Genomic DNA, 12291 nt, shown 5'->3' on the forward strand with positions numbered 1-12291 from the left:
CAAATTATTAAAATTCAAACATTAACCAACTCCCACTACGAAATTATATTCGATTTATCACTCATTCATCTAATTAAATTTCGTTTTTATTAAATATACAAAATCAGGTTTAATTAGTTGCCATAATAAATTTGTTCGTAATTTTTGGCACAACTAATGCTGTGCTTTAGAACAGTGATGTAATCAATTAATTATGAACAGGTATCATCCAGTAACCTAAACACGCTAATTCAACAGGCAAATGAGTATTCAGGTTTACAAGCATGTTTTGATACATCCAGTCGTCACATTTTAACGCGTTTAATTGGACGCTTTAGCTTCCTTAAAAAAGGGGCGCTATGAATGGTATATATAACTTTTTATTGAGGTAAATTATGGCTCTAGTTCAGTCACCAAATGCCGTCGCGATGGTTTGTCCATGGAACTTCTATTCCAACCCTGAAACTTCAAGAGACAATGCTTTTCAGAACATTAATAATAATACTAACAAGGATATCAGTGGACTTGCTAAACAAGAGTTTGAGTCTATGGCTCAGACATTAGAAAACCATGGTGTGAAAGTTCATGTTTTCCATGATTACGGTGACAAGGAAACGCCAGATAGTGTATTTCCTAACAACTGGTTTACTACCCATTCAGGAGGCAATATCGCCATTCACTCAATGTACTCTCCTAGTCGAAGACGCGAACGCAGGGACGACATTATAGAAACCTTAAAACGAGAATATCGAGTCCAATCTGTTGTGGATTTCTCTGGCCTAGAGTGGGACAACCTGTTTTTAGAAGGTACAGGCGCAATGGTTTTAGACCATATAGAGAGAGTGGCGTACACAGCTAAGTCCAACCGAGCGAGCGATATTATCCTAGAAAGGTTTTGTACTATGTTCGGATATGAGCCGATGGCATTTGACAGCGCGGATAGACAAGGCATCCCTATCTATCACACCAATGTGATGATGGCGATAGGAACTAACTATGCTTTAATTTGCCTAGATATGATTGTAGATACAGCAAGACGCGAAGAGATCAAAAACCGACTGCTGGATAGTGGACGGGAGGTCATCGAACTAAGCTATGATCAGATTGATAATTTTGCCGGTAACGCTCTTGAATTGACGAGCGAAACAGGAGAAACGCTTCTCGCTATATCCAAGCGTGCCTATGACGTTCTCACGACGACGCAAATTAATACCATTACAAAGTATGCGAAAATAATTCCTATATCTATTCCGACAATAGAGCTAGCTGGAGGCTCAGTTAGATGTATGCTGGCAGGAATCCATCTAAAAAGAAGAGACCGTTAGATGTACTATGCTAGCTAACGTTCATAGCTAGATAATTTCCCATAAGGGCCAGAGTAATCGATCATTAAACGTTAATGCTCTGGCTCAATAAAACCTCCGGCTCAATAAAACTAAGATAAAAAACTTCTAAAAATCAAAAAACTGCACTTTTAACTCCAATAACTTTTAGAAAATTAAATTAAGTAGCAAGCTCGCTTCAGTCTGGACAATACCCTTTACTGACCGTATACGTCCTAACAACTCCCCGAGTACTGAGAGATTCTCGGCCTGTATTTCAGCGATAAGATCCCAATGTCCATTTGTATGGTAGATGGACAGTATTTCTGGAAATGCATGAAGTTGATCCAACACACCGGCTTCGTCTTTTGCCTCGACAGAAATACTCATGATTGCCTTAACAACATGACTCTCTGACTGCTGATGAAGCTTTATTGTATAACCGAGAATAACGCCATCACGTTCAAGTTTATTAATCCGATTTTGTACTGTCGCCCTCGATACTTTTAGTTCTTTTGCCAAGGTAATTACCGGAGTGCGGGCATCTTTTCTAAGAAGGGCTAATAGTCGTCTATCTGTATCATCCATGAGCTTTATCCTAAAGGTAGGAACTTAGTCACAATGTAACCTATACATAGCAAAATGCCAGATTATTATAAATATTTGTACATTTATCTGACTTTTTGTTGGCTGAGTTCGAGGATAAGATTTCCTTAACAAACAAGTGAATCAATCACACAACAATTGGAGGTTAAGGATGACACTTTTTTTAGATGTTAATGCACTCAGTTCACTGGTCGATAGTCACGGTACGGAAACATTTATGAAGGGTCTCTTGACTTATATGGAAGATGACTTCCGTCGTTGGGAGGAATTTGACAAGTCACCACGTACCGCAGCACACAGTGATATTGGTGTCATAGAATTGATGCCTGTCGCAGATAGCAATAATTACGGGTTCAAATATGTAAATGGTCATCCATCAAACCCCAAACAAGGCTTATCGACTGTAATGGCATTTGGTGCTTTGTCCGATGTGTCTACCGGATTTCCAAGACTGCTGAGTGAGCTAACCATTTCCACTGCTCTTCGTACCGCTGTAACATCCGCTATGGCCGCTAAAGCGCTCGCTAATCCAGAATCGAATATCATGGGAATGATTGGCTGCGGTTCACAAAGTGAGTTTCAGGCTATCGCTTTCCATACAATTCTAGGGATCAATGAGCTACGCATTTTTGACATTGACAATCAATCCATGGACAAAGTGGCGGACAATTTAAAAGTCTATCCTGCTCTTAAGGTAGTCAAGGCAAATTCCGCTAAAGAATGTGTAAAGGGAGCGGACATCATAACTACTGTCACCGCTGATAAAGCATACGCGACGATCCTGACACCTGATATGGTTGAACCGGGAATGCATATTAATGGTGTTGGCGGTGATTGCCCTGGTAAAACAGAGCTTCATATCGATGTTCTAAATGCCGGAAAGATTTTTGTAGAGCATGAGCCACAAACAAGAGTTGAGGGTGATATCCAACAACTACCACCTGAGCATGTTGTTCATCCTCTATGGAAAGTCATTGCTGGAGAAGAGCACGGACGCGATAGCCAACATCAGATCACTATTTTTGATTCAGTAGGATTCGCCTTAGAAGATCTGTCCGTATTACGCTACATATATGATGTAGCGGTAAAACTCAACGTAGGGGAAGCTGTCGAACTGATTCCTAAAATGGAAGATCCTAAAGATTTGTTCGGTATCATGACTGGCAAGAATAAATCTTCTGTACTACAAGTTGCTTAATTTATCTTAACTTCCCCACAGCGAGCGGAGCTGATCAGGATTTTTTATATGCTCCGTTCGCACTTGTCAGTCACTTAGCGGCTATTGATTTAACTTTGCATGTAACGGTAGTTATAGGGACAGAAGGCTATCAGGTTTTTTCAATAACTGTCGATTAATATTTCGCCAATAGAGATATTAAGAGCGAAGTTTATTAATATTATTCATTCTAGTAATTCTAGAGAAAGTCTCATATTATCTTTCAAATTATTAATTGCACCGTGAGCAGTGCTTTCCTCAGGCTTTATAATATGAAAAAATTGGACAAAACGGATTATTGTATTCTTGATATTCTTCAGAGGAACGGAAGAATCACCAATCAAGAATTAGCGAATCAAGTCGCTTTAGCACCAAGTTCTTGCTTGCAACGCGTCCGCCGCTTGGAAGAAGAGGGGTTTATCGACGGATACCATGCCCATGTAAATCTGAGAAATGTCTGCCGATTTGTTACATGTATCGCTAACGTAAAACTTCGCCATCACTCCTATCAAGAGTTATTAGCTTTCAAGGCGATGGCAACATCAATCCCTGAAATTGTAGATTTTTATACAGTAAGTGGAGAATGTGATTATATCCTAAAGATTATCTGTCGCGACATGCAAGCTTATCTGGAAATCAATGATCGACTCATAAGTAACTCAGAGTATTCAGCAACGATTCAATCACATGTCGTAATGGAAGAGAACAGACCAACGACTTACGTTGATTTGGATACATTACGTTAAAATTGCAATAGTAATCATCTCCCATCCACACGGCTCCCCAATATATAATTGTAGGCGTAATAAAACTTACTAAAGATTTTGCTATGTAATTAGTTGTATTCTAATCTGCTAAATCTAACCAATAACCACCTGTTAGCTTTTCGAGTGTTGTTGGGGTTAGTTCAAATAAAGAATTTGGTGTTCCTGCAGCTGCCCATATAACCTCTTGTGATTTTAAATCTTCATCAAGGAAGGTTTGTAGTTTAGTTTTATGAGCAACGGGTGGGATGCCACCAATAGCAAATCCTGTATTCTCTCTTACAAAATCTGCATCAGCTCTGGAAATTGGATTCCCAAGCGCATTTTTTATCTTTTTTGTATCAACCCTGTTACTGCCTGACGCAATCACCAATATTGGTAAACCTGATCGTTTATCTTTGAAAATAAGAGACTTAGCTATTTGATGTACAGCACAGCCGATAGATTCCGCTGCATCTTGAGCGGTACGAGTAGAACTAGAAAACTCTTTAACCACAAAATCATAACCTTGTGAAGATAAACAGTCCTGAACTTTTCTAGCACTAGATTTTAAATTTTCAGACATTCATATTTCCTTTACGTAATCTGATGATTGGGCTTTCTTGACCAAAGTAGTGCCAATAATAAGATACAGACATATGGTTTACTTGCTTTAGACCTAGTTGGCAAGAGGTTTGGTAAATCATTTTAGCCCCAATTCTGGGGCTAAAAAGGTTATTTCTCATACAGGAAAGAGTTAACCATTTCGATAAATGTAGCTGTATGCGTTAATAGCGGGTACACCACCAAGGTGTGCATACAGTACTTTAGAACCTTTAGGGAAATAACCTTTACGAGTAAGGTCAATTAACCCCTGCATAGACTTACCTTCATATACCGGATCCGTCATCATACCTTCGGTACGAGCTGCAATGCGAATCGCTTCATTTGTTTCTTCTGAAGGTACGCCATATTCCGGGTAAGCATAATCATCGATGATAACGATATCTTCTTTGGTAATTGGCGTTTCAAGCTCAACTAAATCTGCAGTATGTTGTGCAATACGAAGTACTTGAGCGTGGTTTTTTTCTGGTGTCGCTGAAGCATCGATACCGATAACGTTTCGTGCACGGCCATCCTCAGCAAAGCCCACTACCATACCAGCCATGGTTGAACCCGTTACCGTACATACCACGATGTAATCGAACTTAATGCCCATCTCTTCTTCTTGCTCACGGACTTCTTCAGCAAACCGAACATAACCTAAGCCACCATATTTATGTTCTGATGCACCAGCCGGAATTGGGTAAGGCTTACCACCTTTAGCTTCAACATCTGCCAATGCATTTTTCCAACTCTCACGAATCCCAATATCAAAACCGTCATTAACTAACTCTACTTCAGCACCCATAACGCGGCTCATCAAGATATTACCCACACGGTCATATACTGCATCCTGGAATGGCACCCAGCTTTCTTGGACTAAACGACACTTCATGCCGATTTTTGCCGCCGTAGCCGCCACTAATCGAGTGTGGTTTGACTGAACACCACCGATTGTTACTAGCGTATCAGCACCTTCTGCAATAGCGTCAGGTACAATGTATTCGAGTTTGCGGATCTTATTACCACCAAAAGCCAGACCACAGTTACAGTCTTCACGTTTAGCATAAATTTCTACATCGCCACCTAAAAATTCAGATAAGCGGCTTAGCTTTTCAATAGGTGTTGGGCCGAATGTTAGTGGGTAACGTTCAAATTTTTCTAAGTTCATAAATAACTTCCTTATTATCGCCTGACTTTTCTTTAATCCGGTGGAATTTCCCTGCCGTCTATGTGATACAGACTATCCAAATTTAGATAAAATGTGCTTTCATTTTTATATGTTATTTTCACTTTTAATTTCACTTTAATAACAAAGGAGGTTAAATTTTGTAAATGCAATCAATTAATATGGAATATTCTTTCATGACAAACACATTAGATCGAACAGACCGCAAGTTATTACAACTTTTACAGCGAGATGGCCGCAAAACGAATGCTGAACTGGCAGAACTCGCCAACATTAGCCCCGCTACGTGCCATAGAAGAGTTGATAGACTATTCAGGCTAGGTGTAGTGAAATCGATTCGTGCGGAAATAAACCCTGTCGATATTGAACTTGGCTCATTGGTTATCGTGGGTGTGGTGCTTGATAGGTCGACACCGGAAAGTTTTGCGGAATTTGAAACTTCAATCGTGAAGCTGAAGATGATCATTGATTGCCAGCTCGTTGCCGGGGAATTTGATTACTTTTTAAAAATACGTGTGAAAGACATGGCCAACTTTAACCAACTTCATGCAAACCATCTGCTCGCACTACCTGGCGTTCGTCAAATTCGTACTTTTTTTGTAATGAAAGAAGTGATTGAAAACGCGCCACTGGCGTTTTAGGACAGCCTGTAACCCTTAGTCACAGGCTTTCTATCGTGGGATGCATTACTTTTGGAATGCATTACTTGTAGAATGAATGGAGACTCAGGATAAATATTGGGCCATTGCTTCTTCTGGCACCATCCCTCCCCCAGTCGCCCATATAACATGAGTACTGTTGGCTAATACATCCGGAGTTAAGCCTATTCGTTGAAGGTATTGCTGATGATTGCTGACCACAACCGGCCCATAGATTGCAGATGCTGCTGATGGCTCAACTTTAATGTTTTCCTGATGATTTAACGTTTTTAACCACTCAAACATATGCTCATCACTGATGGTGAAATAGCCATCAATCAGGCGTTGCATTGCCCTGCCAACAAAACCGGATGGACGTCCTACCGCCAAGCCGTCTGCTGCAGTTTTATTATCAATACCAATATCCTGCACTGAAATACCGTCGTGCAAACCCGTGTGTACGCCAAGCAGCATGCACGGCGAATGTGTAGGCTCAGAAAAAATACAGTGTACATGATCTCCAAACGCTAACTTAAGTCCAAAAGCCACCCCACCCGGTCCACCACCTACGCCACAAGGTAAGTAAACAAACAGCGGATTTGATTCATCTACAACGATACCTAATTCATCAAATTGTGCTTTGAGTCGTTCGCCAGCAACGGCATAACCTAGAAAAAGTGTTTTTGAATTTTCATCATCAATGAAAAAGCATTGCGGATCGCTTTCTGCCATTTTACGTCCCTGAGCAACGGCAATCCCATAATCTTCCTCATACTCAACAACGGTTACACCATGTTCACGTAGCTTATTCTTTTTCCATTCTCTTGCGTCAGCCGACATGTGTACTGTCACATCAAAACCGAGCTTTGCACTCATGATGCCAATAGAGAGACCTAAATTTCCGGTTGAACCCACGGCGATTCGGTGTTGGGAGAACAGAGTACGACACTCTTCATTCAGTAACTTACTGTAATCCTCTTCCTTGGTGATCAACCCTTTCTCCAGCGCTAACGATTCTGCATGAGTGAGTACTTCGTATATTCCTCCACGTGCCTTTATCGAGCCTGAAATAGGCAAATGGCTGTCTTTTTTAATATAAACATCACCCAGTATTTGATTTGGAACTTTTTGCTGTAAGACTTCTTTCAGCTTAGGAGCACAAACAAGCGGAGACTCGATAATGCCTTCTGTTACTTCTGTTTCAGGGAATGCTTTTTTAATGTACGGAGCGAAGCGAAACAATCTGTCAGAAGCATCCTTCACATCGCTCTGATCGAGTCCCACATAGGGCAATGCCACCTCAAGTTCAGTCACTTCAGGGTTAAACCAACACGTTTCTTCTAACTGAATCAGTTGCTGAACAATAGGGTAATCATCGACTAATTGTTTTATAGCAGTCTCGTTCATTCACTTTTCCTTATGTTAAAAGGCACAGAACAGTTTTTGAAACCACTCTGTGCCTATTCATTTAACTGACTTTTTTGTCACCGTTAGCAACCAAAATTTAAAGAGCTAAACAGCACCGCGCAACCACTGTCGCTCGCTCAGCAAAAGTATTCACCCAACAGAACTCGCGCTCCGTGTGAGCATAGCCACCTACCGGACCAGTCGCACACAAAGTTGGAATGCCCATCGCTGATGTCCAACCTGCGTCAGAGCACCCACCGGTGAACTCTCCATCAACCTGTAAGCCCATGCTATTCGCTTCTTGCTTATACAGTGCTAATAGATGTGCGCTAGCATGCTCTTCGAATGGCAAAAAGCCGGCAATTTTCTTGATAGTTGCCTCTGCACCACCCACTCCATGAGAAGTAACACACTGCTCCAACAGCGCTTCAATCTGCTCGACTTGTTCGAGAGTCATAAAACGCACGTCTACTTTGGCTGAAGCAAAAGGGGCTACGGTATTCGGAGTGGTACCGCCCTGAATTACGCCGACGTTAGTTGTTACGCCTGTTTCATAATCCGTCAGCTTATGAATTGACTGAATAATTCGAGCCAGAGCTTCCACTGCACTGATACCGTCTGCGTGACAGACTCCTGAGTGTGCAGCAACACCCGTGACATCCACCACATAAGTACCACCACCTTTGCGCGCTTTAACCACATTACCGGAAATACGTCCAGGCTCTGCATTAAAAACAGCGGTTGCGGGCTTCAGGTATTTTTGAATGAGTTCTTTACCATTAGGAGAACCAATTTCTTCATCACCAGTGAAGAACACACTCACCTTGAATGGCAAAGGTGCAATATGATTAAGCTCATGAAATGCCATAAGAAGAAAAACATTCATAACCAGGCCCGCCTTCATATCTGAAACGCCCGGTCCAAACGCCTTTTCGTCTTCAAGAATAAATGGTCTTTCAGCGACAGTACCACCTTTAAACACGGTGTCCATATGGCCGGTCAAAAATATGTGCTGGTCAGCGCCTTCACCGACGGACGCATGCAATGCATGAGTATCGCTTTCATCAATAACTGTCACTGGAATGCCAGTGTCTATCAATGCTGTTATAAACACTTCTCGTACTGACTGCACCCCTTCCGGATCGTGACTAAACGAATCGATATTAACAATATGACCAAGCATTTCGACCATTCGTGGTTCATTTTCCTTTAGCCACTCAGTAAGGAAATGAATCCTTTCACTATGCTGCATCTCTTGACTCCTTGATACCCGCACCTACTTCTGCAAGTTCCCAGAACACGCCGGTCATCAATTGCAGAGCTTCTTTTGCCACAGACCCTAACATATGTTCATTCGGCCCATGTTGTAAACAAGCAGGGTAAGAGTGAGGAATCCAAACGGTTGGTAAACCGAGCGTTTTAGCAAAGCAGTCATTCGGTAGTGAACCACCTAGGTTAGGTAGCAAAGTCGGATTCTTACCTGTTGTGCGCTTAACTGAATCCAGAACCCAATGAACCCAAGGGTCGTCAGGGTTCAAACGAGTAGCATGCATTTGCACAACGCCTGCTGCAGTGACTTCTACGTCATCAAACCCATGCTTGGTCAAGTGCGCTTTGATGTGTTTCAGGAAGTTATCACTATCGCTGCCAACCACATATCGAAGTTGCGCATGGATAGATGCCTGACCCGGTATCGCGTTTGCCGGTGCTTCAGGGTTACCCGCTTTCATCGACAGTATTTCTAGCGTGTTCCACCCAAACACGCGTTCCGCTGGAGAAAACCCTGGCTCACCCCACTCTTCAGAAATCACCGGATCATTTTCACCTTGTCCAACAGGAATATCTTTAACCGCATTTTTAACGGCATCTGGTAGCGATTCCGGAAGCAATTCAGGAACCAGGATACGTCCCTCAGAATTCACCAGAGAGCCCCATGCATGAGTCAGCCTTGTGGCAGCATTCGCCAACAACCCACCCCAGTTTCCAGAGTGATGACTGCCTTCACGAAGATTTACCGTTAGGTCAAAGTTTAAGGAACCCCGTGAGCCAAGAAATACGGTTGGTAGCTCCGCACCAGCCCTTGGACCGTCTGACGCAATGAACAGATCGGCCGCCAATTTATCGCGATTCTGAGCACAGAATTCAGCCAGACCCGGTGATCCCGCCTCTTCGCCCATTTCCAGAAGAATTTTCACGTTAAAACCGAGTTTTCCTCGTGTTTCCAGGACTGTTTTAAGAGCCGCTAGATTAACTGAATGCTGGCCTTTGTTGTCTGCTGTTCCACGGCCAAACCAGAAGTCTCCCTCAACAGTCACATCCCACGGTTTTAATCCTTCACGCCATTCGTTGTCGTAGCCTCGTACTACATCGCCATGCCCGTACGAAAGAAGGGTAATGTATGAAGGGTCTTCAATACGTTCCGCCAGTAGAAACGGCCAGGCTGATGCATCGTCTGAAGCAGGATTAGGAAGGATTTCACAGCTAAATCCCATTTCAGTTAAGTAAGGTACCATTTCTTTTTCAAGGTACTCGCTCAAGGCAGGAAAACCACTGGCGATTTGACTTTCACTTTTAACGGTAACGCGTGCAGTTAGTTCTTCAAGAAACTTACCAGAATCAAAATATTCAGTGACTTTTTCAATCGCAATTTCACGGCTCATAACAACTCCTTTGAGGTGTAAAACGCCCCACCTTTCTCAATGAGGCGTTTTAAAAACAGTAACGTTAATACGTAGGTGTTTTGGTTAGCTGGCTTCCTGCCAACTACCTGTGTCTATATCCGGTAGACCCAGATCTGGGTCGGGGGTCAAAATTGACGCCAGCAATGCCTGAGTATAAGGGTGCTGTGGTTGATGGAAAATCTGCTCACAGCTTCCCTCTTCAACAACCTGGCCGCGATACATCACCATGACTCGGTCTGCCAAATGTTCGACTACTGCCAGGTTGTGGCTGATAAATAAATAGGTAAGACCAAGATCGCGCTTAAGTTCCAACAGTAGGTTTAATATCTGAGCCTGAACCGATACGTCCAATGCTGAGGTCGGTTCATCACAAATCAGGATCTTTGGCTTGAGAATCAAAGCACGTGCTATCGCAACCCGCTGACGTTGCCCGCCTGAAAGTTGACCAGGATACTGATCCAGCAAACGTTCAGGTAACCCGACACGCTGAGCAATTCTACGTACTTCGTCTTCTTGCTCTGCGGGAGTGCCTATCTTATGCAATTGCAATGGAAGGCGGATAATATCGCAAATCTTTTTGCGTGGATTAAGTGAAGAGTACGGGTCCTGGAACACGGGCTGAATCACTTTTGCCAGTGCAAATCTGTCGTTCAGATCAATCTCTTTATCTTCAATAAGGACATCCCCGTCACTCGGAGGAAGCAGACCCAGAATCATCTTGGCGAGTGTACTTTTCCCGCATCCGGACTCACCGACCAGACCCACCACTTCACCCGGTTTAACCCGTAAAGAAACTTTATCTACTGCGGTAAAGCGAGTTTTCTCTTTCCACATGCCTTTCTTAATATCGAAATGGCGCGTTAGGCTACATAGTTCAAGAGCATAATCCATTATGATGCCTCCTTGATCTCAATTTGATTTGTGGTGTCAGAGTGCAGGAAACAGCGAACCAGATGTTCACCTGAAGCCGGCGTTAATGAAAGATCGACTGCAGTACAAGCAGAAACAGCGTGAGAACAACGGTTCGCAAATGCACAGCCTGTGGTCTTGCCGATTAAGCTTGGTACCACTCCCTGAATCGTTGAGAGAGTGTCACCGGGTTTTGTCTTGCCCGGGATTGGGATACAGTTAATCAGTCCTTGAGTATAAGGATGTTTAGGGGCGGTAAAGATGTCTTTTGTTGATGCGGTTTCTACAACCTGTCCCGCATACATAACCGCAACTCGGTCAGCAATACGTGCGACCACCCCAAGGTCGTGAGTAATGAAAATTACCGCCGTACCAAACTCTTGTTGCAGTTCTCTTATCAACTTAAGAATCTGTGCCTGAATGGTTACATCCAAAGCCGTCGTTGGTTCATCGGCAATGATCAGGTCCGGTTCACACATCAGTGCCATCGCGATCATTACCCTTTGACGTAAACCACCGGAAAGCTGGTGTGGATACTGATTTAATCGCTCTTCTGGCATTGGAACACCGGCACGCTCCAACAGGTAAATCGCACGTTTTCGAGCTTGCTCCTTCGTCACTTTCTTATGGGCAATGATGCCTTCACACAATTGATCACCCAATTTGTAAGAAGGATTCAGTGACGTCATCGGCTCTTGGAAAATCATCGATAAGCGTAACCCACGCAAGGTATCCCTCTTCTTCTTCGGCATTGCCAGCAAATCCTCACCAGCGAATACCAATTTATCAGCGGTACACTTTGCGCGCTTGGGTAATAAATCCATCAGTGCCATAGAGGTCATGGATTTACCACACCCTGACTCACCCACAATACATAACATTTCACCTTTGTTTACCTTCAGATCAATGCCTCGGACAGCGTTCAAGTCACCGTTTGCTGTTGGCAGAGTAACTTTAAGTCCTTTTACGTTTAAAACTGGATTCATCGTTTTTCTCCC

The 12291-nt window shown here is 43.1% G+C and carries 12 protein-coding genes; 4 read left to right on the forward strand and 8 right to left on the reverse strand.

Features of this window, described 5'->3' with window-relative positions; genetic code table 11:
• Window positions 1-374: 374 nt before the first annotated feature.
• Window positions 375-1304, forward strand: a complete 930-nt coding sequence (ctlX, locus tag WJM94_RS16180; protein ID WP_444495220.1) for a citrulline utilization hydrolase CtlX — start codon at window positions 375-377, stop codon at window positions 1302-1304.
• Between the two features lie 165 nt (window positions 1305-1469).
• On the opposite strand, the gene WJM94_RS16185 is transcribed toward ctlX, so the two are convergent.
• A complete protein-coding gene (locus WJM94_RS16185; protein ID WP_444495221.1) occupies window positions 1470-1889 on the reverse strand; it encodes an Lrp/AsnC family transcriptional regulator in 420 nt (139 codons plus the stop codon).
• A 169-nt stretch (window positions 1890-2058) separates the two neighbouring features.
• Here WJM94_RS16185 and WJM94_RS16190 point away from each other — a divergent pair, with 169 nt between their 5' ends.
• Window positions 2059-3105 (forward strand): ornithine cyclodeaminase, encoded by a 1047-nt coding sequence (locus WJM94_RS16190; protein ID WP_444495222.1) that lies wholly within the window; start codon window positions 2059-2061, stop codon window positions 3103-3105.
• Between the two features lie 290 nt (window positions 3106-3395).
• Entirely contained in the window at window positions 3396-3869 is a 474-nt protein-coding gene (locus tag WJM94_RS16195) for an Lrp/AsnC family transcriptional regulator (RefSeq protein ID WP_444495223.1), read from the forward strand.
• A 100-nt stretch (window positions 3870-3969) separates the two neighbouring features.
• Here the strand turns inward: WJM94_RS16195 and WJM94_RS16200 are convergent, their stop codons facing one another.
• The gene (locus WJM94_RS16200; protein ID WP_444495224.1) at window positions 3970-4452 is read right to left on the reverse strand and encodes a YbaK/EbsC family protein; all 483 of its coding nucleotides are present in this window, start codon (window positions 4450-4452) and stop codon (window positions 3970-3972) included.
• A 171-nt stretch (window positions 4453-4623) separates the two neighbouring features.
• Window positions 4624-5640 (reverse strand): 1-aminocyclopropane-1-carboxylate deaminase, encoded by a 1017-nt coding sequence (locus WJM94_RS16205; RefSeq protein ID WP_444495225.1) that lies wholly within the window; start codon window positions 5638-5640, stop codon window positions 4624-4626.
• Between the two features lie 194 nt (window positions 5641-5834).
• Between WJM94_RS16205 and WJM94_RS16210 the strand changes: the two genes are divergently transcribed.
• The gene (locus WJM94_RS16210) at window positions 5835-6299 is read left to right on the forward strand and encodes an Lrp/AsnC family transcriptional regulator (RefSeq protein ID WP_444495226.1); all 465 of its coding nucleotides are present in this window, start codon (window positions 5835-5837) and stop codon (window positions 6297-6299) included.
• 84 nt (window positions 6300-6383) lie between these two features.
• On the opposite strand, the gene WJM94_RS16215 is transcribed toward WJM94_RS16210, so the two are convergent.
• The 5 genes from WJM94_RS16215 to WJM94_RS16235 all read right to left on the reverse strand — a co-directional run bounded on the left by WJM94_RS16215 (window position 6384) and on the right by WJM94_RS16235 (window position 12279).
• A complete protein-coding gene (locus WJM94_RS16215; protein WP_444495227.1) occupies window positions 6384-7703 on the reverse strand; it encodes a D-serine ammonia-lyase in 1320 nt (439 codons plus the stop codon).
• A gap of 97 nt (window positions 7704-7800) precedes the next feature.
• Window positions 7801-8955: a M20 family metallopeptidase gene (locus WJM94_RS16220; RefSeq protein WP_444495228.1), complete on the reverse strand. Its 1155-nt coding sequence runs from the start codon at window positions 8953-8955 to the stop codon at window positions 7801-7803.
• Window positions 8945-10363 (reverse strand): M20 family metallopeptidase, encoded by a 1419-nt coding sequence (locus tag WJM94_RS16225; protein ID WP_444495229.1) that lies wholly within the window; start codon window positions 10361-10363, stop codon window positions 8945-8947. The genes WJM94_RS16220 and WJM94_RS16225 overlap by 11 nt, the downstream gene beginning before the upstream one ends.
• Before the next feature lie 84 nt (window positions 10364-10447).
• The gene (locus WJM94_RS16230; protein WP_444495230.1) at window positions 10448-11275 is read right to left on the reverse strand and encodes an ATP-binding cassette domain-containing protein; all 828 of its coding nucleotides are present in this window, start codon (window positions 11273-11275) and stop codon (window positions 10448-10450) included.
• Window positions 11275-12279, reverse strand: coding sequence for an ABC transporter ATP-binding protein (locus WJM94_RS16235; protein ID WP_444495231.1), 1005 nt, complete (start codon window positions 12277-12279; stop codon window positions 11275-11277). The genes WJM94_RS16230 and WJM94_RS16235 overlap by 1 nt, the downstream gene beginning before the upstream one ends.
• Window positions 12280-12291 lie beyond the last annotated feature (12 nt).

The sequence above is a fragment of the Vibrio sp. YIC-376 genome (assembly GCF_052353105.1).
GTDB lineage: Bacteria > Pseudomonadota > Gammaproteobacteria > Enterobacterales > Vibrionaceae > Vibrio.

Excerpts from the sequence above, each read along its gene's own strand:
- WJM94_RS16185 (WP_444495221.1), bottom strand. The coding sequence starts at position 1,889 with ATGGATGATACAGATAGACGACTATTAGCCCTTCTTAGAAAAGATGCC.
- WJM94_RS16235 (WP_444495231.1), bottom strand. The coding sequence starts at position 12,279 with ATGAATCCAGTTTTAAACGTAAAAGGACTTAAAGTTACTCTGCCAACA.
- WJM94_RS16195 (WP_444495223.1), top strand. The coding sequence starts at position 3,396 with ATGAAAAAATTGGACAAAACGGATTATTGTATTCTTGATATTCTTCAG.
- WJM94_RS16230 (WP_444495230.1), bottom strand. The coding sequence starts at position 11,275 with ATGGATTATGCTCTTGAACTATGTAGCCTAACGCGCCATTTCGATATT.
- WJM94_RS16205 (WP_444495225.1), bottom strand. The coding sequence starts at position 5,640 with ATGAACTTAGAAAAATTTGAACGTTACCCACTAACATTCGGCCCAACA.
- WJM94_RS16190 (WP_444495222.1), top strand. The coding sequence starts at position 2,059 with ATGACACTTTTTTTAGATGTTAATGCACTCAGTTCACTGGTCGATAGT.
- WJM94_RS16220 (WP_444495228.1), bottom strand. The coding sequence starts at position 8,955 with ATGCAGCATAGTGAAAGGATTCATTTCCTTACTGAGTGGCTAAAGGAA.
- WJM94_RS16210 (WP_444495226.1), top strand. The coding sequence starts at position 5,835 with ATGACAAACACATTAGATCGAACAGACCGCAAGTTATTACAACTTTTA.
- WJM94_RS16225 (WP_444495229.1), bottom strand. The coding sequence starts at position 10,363 with ATGAGCCGTGAAATTGCGATTGAAAAAGTCACTGAATATTTTGATTCT.
- ctlX (WP_444495220.1), top strand. The coding sequence starts at position 375 with ATGGCTCTAGTTCAGTCACCAAATGCCGTCGCGATGGTTTGTCCATGG.
- WJM94_RS16215 (WP_444495227.1), bottom strand. The coding sequence starts at position 7,703 with ATGAACGAGACTGCTATAAAACAATTAGTCGATGATTACCCTATTGTT.
- WJM94_RS16200 (WP_444495224.1), bottom strand. The coding sequence starts at position 4,452 with ATGTCTGAAAATTTAAAATCTAGTGCTAGAAAAGTTCAGGACTGTTTA.